Origin of the sequence: Parabacteroides gordonii MS-1 = DSM 23371 (genome assembly GCF_000969825.1) — a bacterium.
GTDB lineage: Bacteria > Bacteroidota > Bacteroidia > Bacteroidales > Tannerellaceae > Parabacteroides > Parabacteroides gordonii.
In genome coordinates, this window is record NZ_KQ033919.1 from 1,013,768 (window position 1) to 1,032,790 (window position 19,023).

Annotated in this window: 17 protein-coding genes; 13 read left to right on the plus strand and 4 right to left on the minus strand. The window is 43.8% G+C overall.

Annotated elements, in window-relative coordinates:
• Nucleotides 1-73: 73 nt before the first annotated feature.
• Nucleotides 74-541, minus strand: coding sequence for a helix-turn-helix domain-containing protein (locus HMPREF1536_RS04090; protein ID WP_028726984.1), 468 nt, complete (start codon nt 539-541; stop codon nt 74-76).
• Nucleotides 542-791: 250 nt separating this feature from the next.
• On the opposite strand from HMPREF1536_RS04090, the gene HMPREF1536_RS04095 reads away from it, so the two are divergent.
• The 7 genes from HMPREF1536_RS04095 (at nt 792) to HMPREF1536_RS04125 (ending at nt 8,977) form a co-directional block, all read left to right on the plus strand.
• Complete coding sequence (locus HMPREF1536_RS04095) at nt 792-1,346, plus strand: helix-turn-helix domain-containing protein (protein WP_028726983.1); 555 nt, start codon at nt 792-794, stop codon at nt 1,344-1,346.
• Nucleotides 1,347-1,362: 16 nt separating this feature from the next.
• Nucleotides 1,363-3,018 (plus strand): AMP-binding protein, encoded by a 1,656-nt coding sequence (locus tag HMPREF1536_RS04100; RefSeq protein WP_028726982.1) that lies wholly within the window; start codon nt 1,363-1,365, stop codon nt 3,016-3,018.
• An 80-nt stretch (nt 3,019-3,098) separates the two neighbouring features.
• Complete coding sequence (gene proB / locus HMPREF1536_RS04105) at nt 3,099-4,184, plus strand: glutamate 5-kinase (protein ID WP_028726981.1); 1,086 nt, start codon at nt 3,099-3,101, stop codon at nt 4,182-4,184.
• 54 nt (nt 4,185-4,238) lie between these two features.
• The gene (locus tag HMPREF1536_RS04110; RefSeq protein ID WP_044191726.1) at nt 4,239-5,489 is read left to right on the plus strand and encodes a glutamate-5-semialdehyde dehydrogenase; all 1,251 of its coding nucleotides are present in this window, start codon (nt 4,239-4,241) and stop codon (nt 5,487-5,489) included.
• A gap of 1 nt (nt 5,490) precedes the next feature.
• Nucleotides 5,491-6,444, plus strand: coding sequence for an N-acetylornithine carbamoyltransferase (locus tag HMPREF1536_RS04115; RefSeq protein WP_028726979.1), 954 nt, complete (start codon nt 5,491-5,493; stop codon nt 6,442-6,444).
• A 139-nt stretch (nt 6,445-6,583) separates the two neighbouring features.
• The gene (locus tag HMPREF1536_RS04120) at nt 6,584-7,591 is read left to right on the plus strand and encodes an FAD:protein FMN transferase (RefSeq protein WP_028726978.1); all 1,008 of its coding nucleotides are present in this window, start codon (nt 6,584-6,586) and stop codon (nt 7,589-7,591) included.
• Nucleotides 7,592-7,690: 99 nt separating this feature from the next.
• A complete protein-coding gene (locus HMPREF1536_RS04125) occupies nt 7,691-8,977 on the plus strand; it encodes an NAD(P)/FAD-dependent oxidoreductase (RefSeq protein WP_028726977.1) in 1,287 nt (428 codons plus the stop codon).
• Nucleotides 8,978-9,016: 39 nt separating this feature from the next.
• On the opposite strand, the gene HMPREF1536_RS04130 is transcribed toward HMPREF1536_RS04125, so the two are convergent.
• From HMPREF1536_RS04130 to HMPREF1536_RS04140, 3 genes are all read right to left on the minus strand, one after another.
• Nucleotides 9,017-11,083 carry an outer membrane beta-barrel family protein gene (locus HMPREF1536_RS04130; RefSeq protein WP_028726976.1) on the minus strand — a complete coding sequence of 689 codons (2,067 nt, stop codon included), beginning with the start codon at nt 11,081-11,083 and terminating at the stop codon, nt 9,017-9,019.
• Nucleotides 11,084-11,161: 78 nt separating this feature from the next.
• The gene (locus HMPREF1536_RS04135; protein ID WP_028726975.1) at nt 11,162-11,383 is read right to left on the minus strand and encodes a hypothetical protein; all 222 of its coding nucleotides are present in this window, start codon (nt 11,381-11,383) and stop codon (nt 11,162-11,164) included.
• A 188-nt stretch (nt 11,384-11,571) separates the two neighbouring features.
• A complete protein-coding gene (locus HMPREF1536_RS04140; protein WP_044191724.1) occupies nt 11,572-12,372 on the minus strand; it encodes a DeoR/GlpR family DNA-binding transcription regulator in 801 nt (266 codons plus the stop codon).
• Between the two features lie 269 nt (nt 12,373-12,641).
• Here HMPREF1536_RS04140 and HMPREF1536_RS04145 point away from each other — a divergent pair, with 269 nt between their 5' ends.
• Genes HMPREF1536_RS04145 through HMPREF1536_RS04170 form a run of 6 tightly spaced genes read left to right on the plus strand, consistent with a single transcriptional unit; the run spans nt 12,642 to nt 19,021 of the window.
• Nucleotides 12,642-13,769 (plus strand): SIS domain-containing protein, encoded by a 1,128-nt coding sequence (locus HMPREF1536_RS04145; RefSeq protein WP_157317125.1) that lies wholly within the window; start codon nt 12,642-12,644, stop codon nt 13,767-13,769.
• A gap of 11 nt (nt 13,770-13,780) precedes the next feature.
• Entirely contained in the window at nt 13,781-15,010 is a 1,230-nt protein-coding gene (locus HMPREF1536_RS04150; protein WP_044191722.1) for a class II D-tagatose-bisphosphate aldolase non-catalytic subunit, read from the plus strand.
• The gene (locus HMPREF1536_RS04155; RefSeq protein ID WP_028726972.1) at nt 15,007-15,963 is read left to right on the plus strand and encodes a carbohydrate kinase family protein; all 957 of its coding nucleotides are present in this window, start codon (nt 15,007-15,009) and stop codon (nt 15,961-15,963) included. Before HMPREF1536_RS04150 ends, HMPREF1536_RS04155 begins: the two co-directional genes overlap by 4 nt.
• Nucleotides 15,911-16,810, plus strand: a complete 900-nt coding sequence (locus HMPREF1536_RS04160; RefSeq protein ID WP_225607987.1) for a class II fructose-bisphosphate aldolase — start codon at nt 15,911-15,913, stop codon at nt 16,808-16,810. The genes HMPREF1536_RS04155 and HMPREF1536_RS04160 overlap by 53 nt, the downstream gene beginning before the upstream one ends.
• 28 nt (nt 16,811-16,838) lie before the next feature.
• Nucleotides 16,839-17,927: an amidohydrolase family protein gene (locus HMPREF1536_RS04165; RefSeq protein WP_052349799.1), complete on the plus strand. Its 1,089-nt coding sequence runs from the start codon at nt 16,839-16,841 to the stop codon at nt 17,925-17,927.
• The gene (locus HMPREF1536_RS04170) at nt 17,924-19,021 is read left to right on the plus strand and encodes an amidohydrolase family protein (protein ID WP_044191717.1); all 1,098 of its coding nucleotides are present in this window, start codon (nt 17,924-17,926) and stop codon (nt 19,019-19,021) included. Before HMPREF1536_RS04165 ends, HMPREF1536_RS04170 begins: the two co-directional genes overlap by 4 nt.
• Nucleotides 19,022-19,023: the final 2 nt, after the last annotated feature.

Below are 19,023 nucleotides of genomic sequence, written 5' to 3' on the forward strand. Positions count from 1 at the left end.
TACAGAAGACACTATCAACCCACCATAGGACAAAATCGTTTTTGTCCTATCGACGAACTGTTTATAAGTAAAATCAGCACTTCTTTAATCCATAACGGTTCCGATATTCGCTTGGAGTCATATTATATACAGCTTTGAAATTACGCACGAATGTCCGGGAATTATTAAAACTGGCTTCTTCTGCTACTACTTCAATCAACTTGTTAGAAGGATCCAGCAATATATTAGTTGCATAAATAACACGCTGCTTGTTTATGTAGCCATGAAAAGCCAAGTTTTCTTTTAACCGAAGAATTTTATTCAATGACTTTTTCTTAACATCACATTGATGAACAATTATATTTACAGATATATCTTTATCCAAAAAATGCTTTTCAGTTACAACATATTGGTGGATCTTATTATATATTTCTACATATTCTGTATTGTCAGAAGACTCAGCTATTTCAAAACAAGGTATATGCCAATTCAATATTAATACAAAAACACAGAAGTTCGGGTGCTTATTTTCAAAAAAAAGAAATTCAATCTTTTCATTCATACGTTTACTATATTAATCTTACAATTTCAAGGGCAAACTCAATAAAGCTTATAGTAAAAACCATACTTCGACATATTAGATTTAAGTTTAGCGATAACAAATTCAAGCCCCATACTTAAACAAATATAAGATTTAACATTTTCATTTCCAAAGAAAATATCTAAATAACATTCTATTCGACATTTTCTTAGTCATTTTGCTTTTTATTTATAACTTTGGGGCAACATAAATATAATAATAATCCACGGAGATGAACGAACAGATAAAACAAATAGCAGAACGCCTGGCAGGACTTCGGGATGCACTGGAAATCAGCCCCGAAGAAATGGCTAAGGTATGCAACCTGACCACCGAGCAATATTTGCAGATGGAAAGTGGCACAGTTGATATTTCAGTTAGCATATTGCATCAGATATCACAAGCCTACGGAGTGGAACTCACCACCCTGATGTTTGGCGACGAACCCAAAATGAGCTCTTATTTCATCACACGCAAAGGCAAAGGTATCGCTGTAGAGCGTACAAAAGCCTACAAGTATCAATCGTTGGCAGCTGGTTTTGCCGGACGTAAAGCCGATCCATTTATGGTCACCGTTCATCCCAAAACCGAAGAAGAGCCCATCTATCTGAACTCGCACCCGGGACAGGAATACAACCTCGTATTAAAAGGCCGCATGCTCCTGCAGATCAATAATAAAGAATTGATCCTCGAAGAAGGCGACAGTATATATTTCAACTCCGAGTTGCCACACGGCATGAAAGCTCTGGACGGAGAAAAGGTCAGTTTTCTGGCTATAATACTTTAAAAAGAACAATTTAATTATGTTAGAAAGATTCTTAGATCAGACGACTTTCGCGTCGCAGGAAGATTTTATCAATAACTTCAAAATAAAAGTACCCGAGAATTTCAACTTCGGATACGACGTAGTAGATGCATGGGCTGCAGAAGAGCCGAATAAAAAAGCATTATGCTGGACAAATGATCAGGGTGAACATATCGACTTCACATTTGCTGACCTGAAAAAATATACCGATCAGACCGCTTCTTACTTCCAGTCGCTGGGTATCGGTCGGGGTGATATGGTGATGCTGATTTTGAAACGTCGCTATGAGTTCTGGTTCTCGATCATTGCATTACATAAACTGGGAGCGGTTGTTATTCCGGCTACTCACCTTTTAACAAAGAAAGATATTATTTACCGTAATAATGCCGCCGATATCAAGATGATCGTTTGTGCCGGGGAAGAGGTTATCACCAAACATATTGTTGATGCCCTACCGGAATCACCGAGTATCAAGACATTGGTTTCCGTTGGCCCGGAGATACCGGAAGGATTCGAAGATTTCCACAAGGGAATAGCGGATGCGTCTCCGTTCGTTCGTCCGTCCCATCCGAATAGCAACGATGATATTTCACTGATGTATTTTACCTCAGGAACGACCGGTAACCCCAAAATGGTTGCACACGATTTCACTTATCCTTTAGGACATATCGTAACAGGTAGTTTCTGGCATAACTTGCATCGCGACAGTCTGCATCTGACCATTGCCGATACAGGTTGGGGAAAAGCTGTCTGGGGAAAATTGTACGGACAATGGATTGCGGGAGCTACCGTATTCGTTTACGACCATGAGAAGTTCACGCCGGCCGACATGTTGCAGATGATCCAGGATTACCGCATCACTTCTTTGTGTGCACCTCCTACGATCTTCCGCTTTCTGATCCGCGAAGACATGACAAAGTACGATCTGTCTTCCTTGCAATATTGTACGATTGCCGGCGAAGCGCTGAACCCTGCTGTGTTCGATGCTTTCTATAAACTCACCGGTATCAAGCTGATGGAAGGATTCGGACAGACGGAAACAACACTTACAGTTGCCACCTTCCCCTGGATGGAACCGAAGCCCGGCTCTATGGGTGTTCCCAACCCGCAATATGATGTAGACCTGATCCGTCCTGACGGAAGCCGTGCAGAAGACGGTGAACAAGGACAGATCGTAATCCATACAACCAACAAGAAACCGATAGGCCTGTTCAAGGAATACTACCGTGATGCCGAACTGACTCACGAAGCTTGGCACGACGGCATGTATTATACCGGCGACGTAGCCTGGCGTGATGAAGACGGCTACTTGTGGTTTGTGGGACGTGCCGACGATGTGATCAAGAGTTCCGGTTACCGTATCGGCCCGTTCGAAGTAGAAAGTGCCCTGATGACACACCCCGCCGTTGTAGAATGCGCTATTACCGGTGTGCCTGACGAGATACGTGGTCAGGTGGTCAAAGCTACGATCGTGCTGGCAAAAGATTATAAAGACAGGGCAGGCGAAGCTCTTATCAAAGAGTTGCAGGATCATGTAAAACGTGTCACTGCCCCCTATAAATATCCCCGCGTGGTAGAATTCGTAGATGAACTACCCAAGACAATCAGCGGAAAAATCCGCCGTGTGGAAATACGCGACAAGGATAATAAATAAGATAATATCATTCCTTTATACAAGCTGCGTTTCCCTGTTATACAAAGAGACGCAGCTTTCTATTCTTAAAGAACATGAAAATGGCATATCAGTTTACACGAATAGCTGTAAAGATCGGCAGCAACGTCTTAACAAGAAAAGACGGTTCATTAGATGTCACCCGCATGTCGGCCCTGGTCGACCAGGTTGCCGAACTTCATCAACATGGTGTAGAGGTCGTTCTGATCTCATCAGGTGCGGTCGCATCGGGACGCAGTGAGGTGAAACCCGGCAGGAAGCTCGATCCGGTTTCAGCCCGTCAGCTTTATTCGGCAGTGGGACAGGCTAAACTGATAAACCGTTATTTCGAGTTATTCCGTGAGCATAAGATTGCCTGTGGCCAGGTGCTCACGACAAAGGAGAACTTCGGTAGCCGCACGCATTATCTCAACCAGAAGCATTGTATGGAAGTGATGCTTGAGAATAATGTGATACCGATCGTCAATGAGAACGATACGATCTCCGTAACCGAACTGATGTTTACGGATAATGACGAGCTGTCCGGCCTGATCGCAACAATGATGGGGATGGATGCGCTTATTATCCTAAGTAATATCGACGGTATTTACAATGGCAATCCTTCCGATCCGGCAGCAACGGTGATCCGCGAAATCGACGGCGGAAAACAGGATCTGTCGGAATATGTACAAACCAGCAAGTCGTCATTCGGCAGGGGCGGTATGCTCACCAAATGCAGTATCGCACAGAAAGTGGCCGACGAAGGAATCACCGTCATCATCGGTAACGGAAAGAAGGAAAACATTCTGCCCCGGCTACTAGTTAAGGGAAGTACGGAGGTTTGCACCCGGTTTATTCCTGCTGCCAAACCCGTGAGTAGCGTAAAGAAATGGATCGCCCACTCCGAAGGTTTCGCCAAAGGAGAGATACATATCAACAAAGGGACGGAAGAAGCGTTGACTGGCCCTCGGGCTACAAGCCTGCTATTAGTGGGCGTGACAGCCATCATAGGTGAGTTCGAGAAGAACGACATTGTCAAGATAGTCGGCGAAGACGGTATTCAGATAGGCGTTGGCTGTGCCGGATACGATAGCCGGGAAGCAGTGACCCTGATCGGGCAACGGGACATCAAGCCGCTGGTACATTATGATTATCTGTATTTGGACTAGACAGAGACTATTGCTACCGAAGGAAAAGTTAGAACCAGTTAATAAGAAAAGAATATGGCAATCAACCATCTATTACAACAAAGTGTTACTGCTTCGCGTCAGCTTATCACACTGAGCGATGAAGCTAGAAATAGCATCCTGACCGATACAGCCAACGAGCTACTAAAGCAACAGGCGGAAGTACTAGCCGCCAACGAGAAAGACCTGGCCCGTATGGATCCTGCTAATCCCAAATACGACCGTCTGAAGCTGACAGCCGACCGTTTGGAAGGTATCGCCGGGGATATGAAGAATGTAGCAACACTCCCCTCACCGCTGGGCAAGGTTCTGAGTGAGTTAACCCGTCCGAACGGCATGGTGATCCGCAAAGTATCTGTACCTTTCGGAGTAATAGGTGTGATCTATGAAGCACGTCCGAACGTGACATTCGACGTATTCTCCCTTTGTTTCAAAAGTGGAAACGCCTGCGTGTTGAAAGGTGGTTCAGATGCGGACGATTCCAACCGGGCATTGGTCGGGATTATCCACCAAGTGCTGGAACGTCATGGCGTTAACCCGGCTGTTTGTTGTCTATTGCCTCCTGACCGGGAAGCTACGACCGAGCTGTTAAATGCCGTCGGACTGGTAGACCTGATCATTCCACGCGGCAGCAGTTCGCTGATCAACTTCGTACGCGACAATGCCCGCGTTCCGGTGATCGAGACGGGAGCCGGGATTTGCCATACCTACTTCGACAAGGAAGGAGATAAGGAGAAAGGGCAAGCCATCGTAAACAATGCAAAGACGCGCCGTGTCAGCGTGTGTAACGCTTTGGACTGTCTGATTATCCATCAAGATCGTCTCGGCGACCTGCCTTATATCTGCAATAAGCTAAAAGACAGCCATGTAATCATATACGCCGACCAACCGGCATTCGACTCTCTGGTCGGTTCTTATCCATCGGAACTGCTTCAACCGGCTACGGAAGACAGCTTCGGTACCGAGTTCCTCGACTATAAGATGAGCATCCGCACGGTTGCCAGTCTCAACGAGGCACTGGAGCACATCACCCGATACAGTTCGAAACATAGCGAAAGTATCGTAAGCGAGTCGGAAGAAATCGTATCTTTGTTCCAGCAACTAGTAGATGCCGCCTGTGTTTACAGCAATGTGTCGACGGCTTTCACCGATGGGGCCCAGTTCGGCTTCGGGGCGGAGATCGGTATCAGTACACAGAAATTGCATGCACGCGGGCCGATGGCATTACCCGAATTGACTACTTACAAATATATTATTAACGGTAACGGACAAATTAGAAATAAATGATATGAGACATTTCACTTGTGTACAGGATTTAGGCGACCTTCGTCAGGCGCTTAACGAAGCGTTCGAGATTAAGAAAGACCGCTTTCAGTTCACAGCTCTTGGTAAGAACAAGACGCTGCTAATGATATTCTTCAACTCCAGCCTGCGTACTCGCCTCTCTACCCAGAAGGCTGCCATGAACCTGGGGATGAACACGATGGTACTCGACGTGAACCAGGGCGCCTGGAAACTGGAAACCGAACGCGGTGTCATCATGGACGGCGACAAGCCCGAACACCTGCTTGAAGCCATTCCGGTGATGGGCTGCTATTGCGACATCATCGGCGTACGTTCTTTCGCCCGTTTTGAGAACAAGGCAGACGACTACAACGAAAAGATTATCTCCGAGTTCATCAAATACTCCGGTCGCCCAGTATTCAGCATGGAAGCGGCCACCCGCCACCCGTTGCAGAGTTTCGCCGACCTGATCACCATCGAAGAATATAAAAAGACTGCCCGTCCGAAGGTGGTTATGACTTGGGCTCCTCATCCGAAAGCATTGCCGCAGGCTGTCCCCAACAGTTTCGCCGAATGGATGAACGCTACCGACTACGAGTTCGTTATCACCCACCCGGAAGGTTACGAGCTGGATCCGAAGTTCGTCGGTAACGCCCGCGTGGAATACGACCAGAAGAAGGCCTTTGAAGGTGCCGACTTCATCTACGCCAAGAACTGGGCTGCTTATGCTGATCCGAACTACGGTCAGGTATTAAGCAAAGACCGTGCCTGGACTGTCGATACGGAAAAGATGGCGCTAACCAACAACGCTTATTTCATGCACTGCCTGCCGGTACGCCGTAACATGATCGTTACCGACGACGTGATCGAAAGCCCGCAAAGCATTGTCATTCCGGAAGCCGCCAACCGTGAGATATCGGCACAGACTGTCCTGAAGAAAATCCTTATGGGGTTATAAGAATATAGTTGTGCCACGATCGTGCCATAGCCTTGGCACAGATGTGCATCCGGCGTGGCACAAAAGTGCATTCACTATGGCATAATTATGCCATAGTGAATGCACAAATCTTTATCACCGGTCTACAATCCGAAATAATATGAAACACAGACATCTTACACTCACCTTCTCCTTCCTTATTATCCTCCTGCTGAACAGTTGCAAACAACCGAAACAATACTTTGAAGTAGCAGGAATGCTCCATACTCCCTACACTATCAAGTTTGAGTACACAGAATCGCTGGAAGACGAAATACAAGCTGAGCTTCAACGTTATTACCACTGTCTGAACACATTCGACTCTACCTCCATTATCTCACAGGTGAACAGGAACAAAGAGATAGAAGTGGACGATCTCTTTGTCGAAGTATTCAACAAAGCAATGGAAGTATCCGAACAGACCAACGGTATTTACGACATCACTTGTGCCCCGCTGATAAATCTTTGGGGATTCGGTTTCAGCAAAAGCGACAATATCACGCCCGCCATAATAGATAGTGTCCGTTCGTTTGTCGGCTATCGGAAAGTACGTCTGGAAGGGAAAAAGGTTGTAAAGGATGATCCCCGCCTTCTGCTGAATTGTTCATCTTTGGGGGATGGTTGCAGTTGTGAAGTCATTGCCCGTCTCTTCGATAGCAAAGGCATTGAAAACTACCTGATCGACATTGGTGGCGAAACGACAGCCAAAGGCGTCAACCCCAAAGGGGAATGCTGGCGTATAGGCATTACCAAACCATCCGACGATCCTATGGGAACCAATCGGGAATTACAGGAGATCGTCCGCCTATGTGGTCGTCACGGCCTGGCCACTTCAGGCGATTACCGTAACTTCTACATCAAAGATGGCAAGAAATATGCCCACACCATCGATCCGCGTACCGGTTATCCAGCCGCCCAACCCATCCTCAGCGCTACCGTCATTGCCCCCGACTGCATGACCGCCGATGCTTACGCTACCGCCTTTATGGCTATGGGTCGTGAGGAAGCCCGCAAAATCCAGCAGGAACATCCCGAACTGGAATATCTCTTCATCTATGCGGATGAGAACGGGGATTACCGCACGGACTACTCCGACGGTTTCCGGCAGTATCTTGTTTCCACAGAATAAAAGACGAAGAAACAATCTTTTAAATCAAGGCTTTAGCATTCTTATTTATCAACTTATTCCTCTGTTCAATTGTTTTACAATAAACTAAAACATAAAGATATGGGGTTCAATATAGCAAAAACAAATAAGAAACGGGTAGTCATCATAGGGGGTGGCTTCGGGGGGCTAAAGTTGGCCAATAAGCTGAGAGGAAGTAACTTTCAGGTTGTCCTGATCGATAAAAACAATTTCCACCAGTTCCCGCCTTTGTTGTATCAGGTAGCATCTTCCGGACTGGAACCGGGATCGATCATATTTCCTTTCCGTAAAATATTCCAGAAACAAAAAGATTTCTATTTCCGGATGGCGGAAGTGAAAGCCGTTATCGCCGAACGTAACCTGATCGAGACTTCCATCGGCGAATTGACCTACGATTATCTGGTAATCGCCTCCGGAACCATCACCAACTTCTTTGGAAACAAAACCATTGAAGAAAAGGCATTGCCAATGAAGACTATCCAGGAAGCTCTCGAACTCAGAAACACACTCCTTTCCAACTTCGAGAAAGCGACAATCTGCACCGATCCGGAAGAACGGCAGGCACTGATGAATGTCGTTATTGTAGGCGGTGGTGCAACAGGAGTTGAAGTATCCGGTGTTCTGGCCGAAATGAAAAAGTTCGTCATGCCGAAAGATTATCCGGATTTGAAGCCATCGGATATGAATATCTATCTGATAGAAGGCTCCCCGAAATTGCTCGGAGTAATGTCACCCGAGGCTTCTGCCAACGCTGAAAAGTTCCTGAAAGAAATGGGGGTGAATATTATACTCAACAAGCGGGTTATAGATTACCAGGACGGAAAAGTCATATTGGACGATAACTCCACTATCACAACAAAAACACTCGTATGGGTCAGCGGTGTAACAGCCACCCACTTCGACCATATCGATAAAGAACTATTGAACCGCGGCGGTCGGATCACCGTAAACGAGTTCAACCAGATGCAGGGAAAGACGAATGTATTCGCTATCGGTGATGTCTGTTTCCAGACAGAAGAAGAATATCCGAACGGCCATCCACAAGTTGCCCAGGTCGCTATCCAGCAAGGGAACCTCCTGGCTGAGAATCTCAAACAACTGGAAGCCGGTAAAAAACTAAAGCCCTTCCATTACGTGAACCTCGGTACACTCGCAACCGTAGGACGTAACAAAGCCGTTGCCGACCTGAAAAAGTTAAAATTACAAGGGTTTATCGCCTGGATGGTATGGATGCTGGTACATCTTCGTTCCATCCTGGGAATCAAGAATAAACTGATGGTACTGATAGAATGGGTATGGAGTTACTTCACTTACGATCAGTCCATCCGCCTGATAATTTATATCCCTAAAAGAAAAAAGGATGAGTAAAACACAAGAAGTCCCCGTGCCTGGCACGAGGACTTCTTGTTATAAGCTATATGTCAATGTCAGCCACGTAACCCGTGCATCACGATTACGGATCTGTTCCATCTGCATTTTATCAGTATCGATAATAGTCGTCTCTTCCAGGCCGTCAAATATATTATTGATGCTTAAATTAGCACGTAACTTACGATTCATAAAATACTGGGAAAGCCCGGCATTCACACTGCTGTGGCTTTTCACTTTCCCCTGCGGTGTCAGCTGATCTGAAATATAGAAACCATCCAGCTGTAATTCCGTAGTAGAAGTGATATTGAAAGTTATGCTCCCCTTCAGGTCGGTACAAACCATCGATTTCTTCGCGTCATATCCTACCGTACGACCGTCGATCTCATCCCGATACACATTACCGGAAAAACCGATAGAAAGAAGACGGATCAGATCCCAGTTCCCTGAAAGTTCGAAACCTAACGCCTCACTATGACCGACATTCGTCTTTTGCCAAATAGACTCGTCATTCACCACTTCCATTATACGGTTCGACTTATTACGATAATACACTGTCGGAGATAAACGGAAGCGATCAGCAGTCAGCAAATAAGACAATTCCAACGAATGGACGAACTCATCTTTCAGATCAGGATTCCCCTGCACCAGATGAGTAGGATCGCTGTACTGGATGAAAGGATTAAGGTCAGCCCCATAAGGACGGATCACCCGTTGCAGATAACTTAAAGACAGGTTACCGGTCTTTCCGGTCTGCAACGACAACTTCACACGGGGATATACATGGAAACGGGTAGTTTCCTCTTTCAACGTATTTGCTTTCAGTTCCTGTGAATTGACTTCCCCCTGTACACCTGCTTCGGCGGAGAAACGATGCCAACGTTTATCGACGGAAGCATACAATAAATGAGTATTACGGTTGAATGAATAATCGTATGACTTATTGGCAACAGGCACCCAACTATCATCACTCATATTAATATCGTTCGTCTCCGTGTTATACTTTTCATCTTTGAATCGTCCGATATAGCCGGCTTTAAAGTACCAGTCATCCGCAAATAACTTACTGAATGCGGCAGACAGGAAGTAATTATGCTTATCCTGGTTGATGAACATATTATCCTTTTTCAGAATTGTACCTGTTCCCGGCTTCTCATTCTCATAATAGTTATCCTCATCATATCCGAAATCGTTATAGTTGAATGTGATATTCAACTGATCCTGCGGATTGGCAAAACGATGGTTCCAACGTGCCTCCAAAGCATAGGCATCCTGGCGCTGGTCATTATAACGATGACGTGTCATCTGGTTCTTTACGCTGCCATCCGGATTCAGAACCTTATTATTGATACCACCGTAACGGCTGTAATCCATCAGATGATACAGACCATATACTGTCAACAGGTCATTCGAAGTCAGGTCGTAGCCGACACTCAGGTCTGCCAGATGTACATCTGGGCGGGCGGTAGCATTATTATTCATAAGGGTTGTCCCTGTCTCCGTCTTTGTCGTTTTATCGAACGAACGCTTGCGGTATTCCTTCCGATAGTTATATTTCCCCACGATGTGGAACTTACCCGGATGCAGATTGACGATTGCTCCGGCATTATAGCGTTCCTGCAATCCGGCTCCCAACGTAACGGTCAGCGGCGAATCTTCCTTCGTATAGTTTGCCGACGCAAGATTCAACAACCCTGCATCCCCGTCAGGTACAAAGGATATATCTGGCAAAGCTGACATGGAAATCCGGTTAAAGAATAAAGCCGGCAATTGTATCAAAACATCCCCGCTGTATTCTTCCAGCAGTCCATACGGAATACCGTTGATAAGCATCCCGGCTTTACTGGAACCACGGTAGGTTACGCCTCCTTCGATATCCGTAACCAGCGAAGGCATCTGACGAAAAGCATCCGACACCGTATTGGTCAGGCTACTCAGATTGTTTTCAACCTGCAGGCGCTTGACTTCTCCTCCGCTAAGTCCGGCAAAACGTTTGCCTTGTATCTCTACATTCTGTAATGACAGGTTCATATCGACCGGTGTCTGTGCACCGACAGTATGACTTAATAATGCTATTGCGGGAAAGATGAGTAAATTTCTTTTCATATTGTTATACCGTATATAAACAAAAAAAGTCTGTATGTTTAAGCATACAGACTGTCCTTTTAACTGGATTACTGAATATTATTCAGCAGGAGCAGCTTCTGTTTCAGTAGCAACAGCAGTTGAATCACCTTCAGCAGGAGCAACTTCTTCTGTTACAGTTTCTTCTTCTACAACTGCAGGAGTTTCTTCTACAGTAGTTTCAGTTTCAGCAACTTCAGCATTTGATTCTGCAGATTTGTTACCACATGATGTGAAAGAAACGGCTGCAACAATAGCAGCAAATGCAACTAACTTTTTCATTTTGTCTTTAATTTAAACGGTCTATAATGTCTTCTTGTTGTAAAACGATGCAAATGTATGTATTAATTATATATGTTGTACAACATAAGACATTTTTTTTTCAACTATTTTTTGATAGAGGAGCAACTATCTGTGTATCAAGATAATTCTCATAGCTAGTTTATTCATATAGAACCTTAACCTAAATTCTATGGAATACTAAATGGCTCCACTGTATATAAGGCTATATTCATCGATTTGATTTGTGTTTTGATATTTGATGGAATATTATTGTCGGTCACAACTGTATGAATTTTGTTTACAGGAGCAATAAATACAAAGTTACGTTTATTGAATTTACTTGAGTCTAATACTGCAATGACCTCTTTTGACATAGAAAACATAGTCTGATTAATATTAGCTTCTTCAATATCATGTGTAGATAACCCAAATTCAATGTTGAAACTATCCACACCTAGAAAAAGTTTGTCACAATAAAAAACTTTCAGGTTTGATTCTGCTAAAGGACCGACAGTAGAATGCGATACTTCGCGTAAATGACCTCCAAGCAAGATCACATTAAATCTTTTATACTTTAAAAGTTCAATTGCAGTATCAAGAGCATTCGTAATAACTGTCAAATGTTTTAAATGATGAAGATTTTTTGCAATTTCAAAAGTTGTGGTTCCTGAATCAAGCAAAATAGTCTCGCCATCACGAATCAAAGAGGCTGCAAATTTTCCAATGGCCAACTTCTCTTTAAAATTATACAAGCCCTTTAATTTTAAGGATGTTTCATTATTTTTCCCATTGGTATTTGGTAACCGGATCGCACCGCCTCGAGTACGTAACAAAAGATTTCGTTCATGAAGAATATTCAAATCCTTTCGAATAGTCACTTCCGAAACATTAAATTTCTTACACATACTTTCGATAGAAATCTCTGGATTCTCATTCAAATCCTGTAAAATAGTAGCTCTACGCTCTTTTGCCGACCCTATTGATTTCATTACTGTTACAATTTTTGTTGTTAGAAATAAGAATTATTTGCAAAAATAATAATTTTATTGAGTAAAAAGAACAAATAGAATATTAATTTCGAAACATTTCGAAATGTTTTTATTTCATCGCATAAAAACAGACAACACACGCATTTACAGTATATTACAATATAATCCAAAGGGATTGTTTAATTTTTCGAAATAAAAAACAAATGTTTTGACTCTTTTTCTGTAAAGAAATGAAATATTTTTGCCCAAAAGAAAACAATAATAAAAAGATGAAAGACAATCAATTTTTTACTTACAAAGAAATTATGCAACAACCAGAAATGTGGTTGAAAGTATATGAATTAGTATTGCAACAACGTGTGAGGATCGAGTCTTTTATTTCCCAATATACCGACCGGAACTACCAGATTATCTATACTGGTGCCGGAACATCAGCCTATATCGGGAATATCTTAGAGATAGTCTTGTCGGAAAGTAATTTTCGGGGAGCAAGATCAGTTTCGACCACAGATCTTATCACTAACCACCATGCTTACATCAATGAAAATCAACCGGTTTTATTGATTTCATTTGCCAGATCAGGAAATAGTCCGGAAAGTGCAGGAGCGATCAAAATTGTAAATACATACTGTAAACATACGGCACATATTTACATTACATGTAACAAAGAAGGGGAACTTGCAAAGAATGCAGACAAAGAGAATACTTTGCTCCTGTTGTTACCTCCCGAAACAAACGATTTGGGCTTAGCGATGACCAGCAGCTTTTCAAGTATGCTCCTCACAGCCCTGCTAGTCGCAAATATACAACATGTAGATACCCAATTGCCCTATATCCAGTCACTGACCCTAAAAGCTCAAAAAATACTGTCCACTTATGCTCCGATTATCCGGGAAATCATGAAACGTGAATTTTCACGTGTAGTCTTCTTAGGATCAGGAGAGTTGAAAGGAATCGCAGAAGAATCACGACTGAAACTACAGGAATTAACCGATGGAAAAATTGTTTGCCAATTCGATTCTTTCCTTGGCTTCCGTCATGGACCAAAAGCTATTATTAACAAAGAAACGGTCCTGGTCTATCTATTTTCCGGAGATGAACATATCCGTCGGTATGAAACCGACCTTGTGAAACAAATCAACACTAATAATAAAGTGACGGCACAGATTATAGTTTCGGAAACACCGGTAAAGACAACAGGTATAAAATCTGATCTCGAAGTGATTTTCGGTGAAGGCGATAGTCCATCCATATACGACTGTATTCCGTACGTTATCGTAGCACAACTGATGGGATTCTACAAATCGCTTGAAATCGGCCTCAACCCCGACACTCCCTCTGTTTCCGGAAATATTTCAAGGATCGTGGAAGGAGTTATCTTGTATGACAACCTATAATAAAAACTAATATGACAAAGACAGAACATTTATTAAACCAGATTTCAAAACTCGAACAGCAGACAGGAGTTAAACGAACAATTTTCGCCGTATGCCCAAACTCAATAGCAGTTATTAAAGCTTCTTTTCGCTCGGCCAAACGAAATAATGCTCCAATCTATTTTGCTGCAACCCTAAATCAAGTAGATAGTGACGGAGGTTATACCGGTCTAACCCAAAAGCAATTTGTAAAACTTCTCGCACAGGAAGCCGCTGCTGTCGATTACGACGGTACCTATATTATAGCGATCGATCATGGAGGTCCATGGTTGAAGGATATCCAATCCAAAGAACACTGGAGTTTGGAAAAAGTGATGAATGGCGTTAAAAAATCGTTTGAAGATGCAATATTGGCCGGCTACGATCTGATCCATGTAGATCCTACCGTCGATATTTTTCTCCCGGACGGAGAAACGATCGATATAAAAGTAGTTGTCGAACGGACAGTGGAACTTATTGAGCATACGGAACGATTCCGACGTGCCCGATCTTTACCTGCAATATCGTACGAAGTAGGAACTGAAGAAGTACATGGAGGATTGGCAGACGAAGCAGTTTTCGATACTTTTCTTGAAAATCTGAAAGCAGGTCTGGACTCTTGTGGGCTTTCTGATGTATGGCCCTGTTTTATTGTCGGCAAAGTCGGTACAGATCTGCACACCACAACCTTTGACACGTCCGTAGCCCGTAAACTCACAAAAAAAGTAAGACCGCTGGGTAGCTATATAAAGGGACATTATACTGATGGAGTTTCAAACCCGGAAGCATACCCATTAGCCGGGGTCGGAGCTGCAAATGTCGGACCCGAATTTACAATCAGTGAATATGAAGGGTTAGCAGAGCTGGAACAAATAGAGAGAGCACGGGATAAGGAGGGACAGATCGCTCAATTATCCAATATAACTTCAACACTCGAGCGTTTGGTTGGAGAATCCGGTCGTTGGCAAAAATGGCTTCAGCCCGAGGAAAAACTCTGCAGTTTTAAAGAGCTCCAAGCAGACCGCCGCGCGTGGATCATAAAAACCTGTTGTCGATATATCTGGCAACACCCTGAAGCCTTTATGGCCCGTCAAATTCTTTTCGATAACTTGACACGTCTTGGCATGGACCCACATACGACCCTCTCCTGCCGTATTGAACATGATATGGATAAATATTTTCAAGCTTTTAATCTGGTAAACCTAAATAACTCATTGTTATGAAAAAGTTTGATATAATAGCGATTGGTGAACTCAATGTTGATCTGATTCTGAATCATATCCAAAGCATGCCGGTTATTGGCAAAGAAATATTTGCAGACGATATGCTCCTTACGCTGGGCAGTTCCACTGCGATTTTTGCAGCCAATGCTGCTTCCCTAGGTATGAAAGTAGCTTTTGTGGGAATGATCGGGAAAGATAACTTCGGCGAACTGGTAAAAACAAGCCTAGAAAAACGATCTGTCTCCACCCGTTATTTAATCGAAACAGACCAATACGCTACCGGAGCGACGATTGTCTTGGCGTACGCAGAAGACCGGGCCAATATTACCTATCAAGGTAGTATGGACACAATGGGATTCAATGATATTGATCCATCGGTTTTCGAAATCACGAAACATATCCATATCTCATCGATATTTATTCAATCAGGGCTCAAACGCGATTTGCTTCGCATACTCAAGCTAGCTAAAGAGCGCGGCATAACTGTTTCACTCGATACCCAATGGGACCCAATGGAAAAATGGGACCTTGATTACACTGAGATTTTGCCTTATGTCACACTTTTTATGCCAAATGAAACCGAATTGAAAGGTTTGGCTGGTACTTCAGACTTACATGAAGCAATCGAAAAGATCCGTCCATATATTGGAGAAGCCTGTATTGTAAAATGTGGTAGCCAAGGTTCCATTCTGTTCCAAAAAGATGGAACAACCCTAGAAGCATCTCCTTTCCTCAATACAGAAGTGATAGATACGATCGGTGCCGGCGACAGTTTCAATGCAGGCTTTGTTTACAGTTATGTAAAAGGATACTCTCTGGCAGAATGTCAGCGGCTGGGAAATCTGACTGGAGCGATCAATACAACCGCAGCCGGTGGCATTGGAGCCTTTACCGATAAAAATGAGATCGAAAAAAGAGCTTTGGAAATCTTCGGTCAAACCATTCAGTTATAACTTTTATTTTCCACAAAGAAACATGAAAAGCAGCATACAGGAAACACTGAAAACATGCCGGCAAAACCGATCAGCTGTTTTGGCTACCAATTTCTATAATTACGAAACATTGTGGGCTATTCTGCAAGCGGCATCCCAAACGCAGTCAGTTGTTATTTTACAACTGACTAAAAGCTCGATCGACTACATGGGACTTGAGATGGCTGTTACGATGGGACGCCAGGGACTTGCCGATTTCGGTTTGCAAGGATGGTTACATTTGGACCATGCCAATTCCGTTCCCTTTATAAAAAGATGTCTTGATGCCGGATTCGATTCTGTGATGATCGATGCCAGTGAAAAAGATTTCGATGAAAATGTAGCCCTTACCAAGACTGTAGTGGCAATGGCCCGGCCGTATGGTGCTAATGTAGAGGCGGAACTGGGGTATATTGCTAAACTCGGGCAACCGCAACAAGGTGGCTTCACTACCCCCGAAGAGGCCCGGAAATTTGCAACACTTACAAAAGTTGATGCACTGGCGGTTGCGATTGGTTCAGCGCATGGATTTTATAAAGAAACACCACAGCTTGCAATCGACAGATTAGCCGAAATCCGTGAGGCGACAGAAGTTCCACTGGTTTTACACGGAAGTTCCGGCATCCCTTCTGTACAGGTAAGAGAGGCTATTCGTCACGGAATATGCAAAGTAAACCTGGCTACCGAAATAAAAGACCATTTCATGCAAGCACTCAAGCGAATTTTACCGGACAGTCAAGAAATAGATTTACGCAAAGTATTTCCTGCAGCAGTAGCACCGGTAGTCGAAATGTTGAAAAAGAAATACGAAATGGTAAACCTTCGATAATTAACAAGAAATGAAATACAGATTTTTTATGAATAAAACTATTTGGATTTTTTACCTGCTGATTATAGTGCACCAGGGGGTAGTAAGGGCACAGAATGTGGAGAATCTGCTACTGAAAGATTACCGTCCGGTTTCTGCATTCCGCATACCACAGGTAGAAGTAAAGAAAGCCCGATGTCCGGTGATAGATGCCCATTCGCATGATTATGCCAAGAGTAAGGAAGAGGTAGATGAATGGGTCAATACCATGGATTCGGTAGGCATCGCATTTACTCATATTATGAGTTGCAACTGGATAGGTGAACCGATCGATGTTTTTATGGAACGATATCGTGATTATCCGGATCGTTTCGGCTTTTGGTGTAGTTTCGATTATACAGGATTTGATGAACCGGATTGGGAAAAAAGAGCAATAGCTTCACTAGTACACTACCATAAACTAGGAGTGATCGGCGTAGGAGAAATGGGAGATAAAGGAGAGGGCGACCTTTATGGCTATCCTGTAGAAGGGCGAGGTATTCATATAGACCATCCACGATTGAAGCCATTGCTTGAAAAATGTGCCAGCCTTGGTATGCCAGTCAATATTCATGTGGGCGAACCGATATGGATGTACCTGCCGATAGATGCAAACAACGACGGATTAATGAACTCTGCCAATTGGCGGATCGATACTACTAAAACAAATTGCTTGGGATATGACGGCTTAATGTTACATTTCGAAAATGCATTGAAAGCAAACCCGAAAACAACCTTTATCGCCTGTCATTACCTGAATATGAATCATGATCTGCCACGTTTGGGACGGCTACTCGACCAGTACCCCAATCTCTACCTCGATATTTCGGCCCGTGTATCGGAATCGGCAGCAACCCCTCGTGCCACGCGCGAATTCATTATCCGATATGCCGACCGCATTCTTTTCGGTACGGATAACGGCCGACGTGCACAGATGTATCGGTCAGTATTTCGAATACTGGAAAGTAACGACGAACATATCATCACTCCCGGCAACAGCCATTACTGGCCGTTGAGTGGTTTCGAGCTGCCCGACGATGTACTGAAGAAAATTTACAGAAGTAATGCTGAAAAACTTTTTAAAATTAAATCATTATGAGAAAGCTTTCAATTAAGTTATTTATCTGTGCCCTATTAGGGGGTTCCCTGAACCAGATATCGGGTCAGGATGTGGAACATTTGTTGTTGAAAGACTACAAACCGATTTCCGTATTCAATATTCCTGCAACCTTTCCTCAAAAGGCCAAGTATCCAGTATTCGATGCGCATTCGCACAATTATGCGAAAGATAAAAAAGAAGTTGCGGAATGGGTAAAATCCATGGATGCTGCGGGAGTTCAAGTTACAAGTATCCTCAATAACAGCAAGGGGGAAGCATTCGAGGTATTGGTCGAAAAATATAGCGATTACAAAGATCGCTTTGCATTATGGTGCAGTTTCGATTATACAGGTTTTGATGAACCGGATTGGGAAAAAAGAGCTATACAAGCACTGGAAAGAAACCATCGTATGGGAGCTGTCGGAATCGGAGAAATGGGTGACAAAGGTGATGGCGACCTTTATGCCTTTCCGACAAAAGGGAAGGGCGTTCATCTGGACCATCCGCGACTGAAACCTTTGCTCGAAAAATGTGGAGAGCTCGGTATGCCAATCAGCATTCATATGGCTGATCCGATTTGGATGTACTTACCAATCGACAAAACGAATGACGGCTTAATGAACGCTTCACGGTGGAAAGTAGATACGACTCAGGTAGAATTGGGATACGAAGGACTGATGCAAAGTTTTGAACGTGCCGTAGCAGCTAATCCGAAAACAACTTTTATTGCCTGCCATTATCTCAATATGAGTCACGATCTGTCACGCCTCAGTACACTGCTCGATAAATATCCCAACCTGTATGTCGATCTGGCGGCCCGTGTATCGGAATCGGCAGCAACTCCGCGAGCAACCCGCGCATTTATCCTGAAATATGCCGACCGGATCTTGTTCGGTACCGACAACGGAATGAGCGTAAACATGTATCGCTCCGTCTATCGGATACTGGAAACGGCTGATGAACACATCATCCGCCCTGGAAACAGCTATTACTGGCCTTTGAGTGGTTTTTATCTGCCCGACGATGTCTTGAAAAAGATCTATTGGGAGAATGCGGCTAAACTATTAAAACGAAAACAACAGCAAGAGTTTTAATA

What these genes read in the sequence shown, in the direction of transcription:
- HMPREF1536_RS04115 (WP_028726979.1), top strand. Translation starts at nt 5,491, where the DNA reads ATGAGACATTTCACTTGTGTACAGGATTTAGGCGACCTTCGTCAGGCG.
- HMPREF1536_RS04125 (WP_028726977.1), top strand. Translation starts at nt 7,691, where the DNA reads ATGGGGTTCAATATAGCAAAAACAAATAAGAAACGGGTAGTCATCATA.
- HMPREF1536_RS04100 (WP_028726982.1), top strand. Translation starts at nt 1,363, where the DNA reads ATGTTAGAAAGATTCTTAGATCAGACGACTTTCGCGTCGCAGGAAGAT.
- HMPREF1536_RS04140 (WP_044191724.1), bottom strand. Translation starts at nt 12,372, where the DNA reads ATGAAATCAATAGGGTCGGCAAAAGAGCGTAGAGCTACTATTTTACAG.
- HMPREF1536_RS04110 (WP_044191726.1), top strand. Translation starts at nt 4,239, where the DNA reads ATGGCAATCAACCATCTATTACAACAAAGTGTTACTGCTTCGCGTCAG.
- HMPREF1536_RS04160 (WP_225607987.1), top strand. Translation starts at nt 15,911, where the DNA reads ATGAGATCGAAAAAAGAGCTTTGGAAATCTTCGGTCAAACCATTCAGT.
- HMPREF1536_RS04120 (WP_028726978.1), top strand. Translation starts at nt 6,584, where the DNA reads ATGAAACACAGACATCTTACACTCACCTTCTCCTTCCTTATTATCCTC.
- HMPREF1536_RS04155 (WP_028726972.1), top strand. Translation starts at nt 15,007, where the DNA reads ATGAAAAAGTTTGATATAATAGCGATTGGTGAACTCAATGTTGATCTG.
- HMPREF1536_RS04170 (WP_044191717.1), top strand. Translation starts at nt 17,924, where the DNA reads ATGAGAAAGCTTTCAATTAAGTTATTTATCTGTGCCCTATTAGGGGGT.
- HMPREF1536_RS04135 (WP_028726975.1), bottom strand. Translation starts at nt 11,383, where the DNA reads ATGAAAAAGTTAGTTGCATTTGCTGCTATTGTTGCAGCCGTTTCTTTC.
- proB (WP_028726981.1), top strand. Translation starts at nt 3,099, where the DNA reads ATGGCATATCAGTTTACACGAATAGCTGTAAAGATCGGCAGCAACGTC.
- HMPREF1536_RS04095 (WP_028726983.1), top strand. Translation starts at nt 792, where the DNA reads ATGAACGAACAGATAAAACAAATAGCAGAACGCCTGGCAGGACTTCGG.
- HMPREF1536_RS04090 (WP_028726984.1), bottom strand. Translation starts at nt 541, where the DNA reads ATGAATGAAAAGATTGAATTTCTTTTTTTTGAAAATAAGCACCCGAAC.
- HMPREF1536_RS04165 (WP_052349799.1), top strand. Translation starts at nt 16,839, where the DNA reads ATGAATAAAACTATTTGGATTTTTTACCTGCTGATTATAGTGCACCAG.
- HMPREF1536_RS04145 (WP_157317125.1), top strand. Translation starts at nt 12,642, where the DNA reads ATGAAAGACAATCAATTTTTTACTTACAAAGAAATTATGCAACAACCA.
- HMPREF1536_RS04150 (WP_044191722.1), top strand. Translation starts at nt 13,781, where the DNA reads ATGACAAAGACAGAACATTTATTAAACCAGATTTCAAAACTCGAACAG.
- HMPREF1536_RS04130 (WP_028726976.1), bottom strand. Translation starts at nt 11,083, where the DNA reads ATGAAAAGAAATTTACTCATCTTTCCCGCAATAGCATTATTAAGTCAT.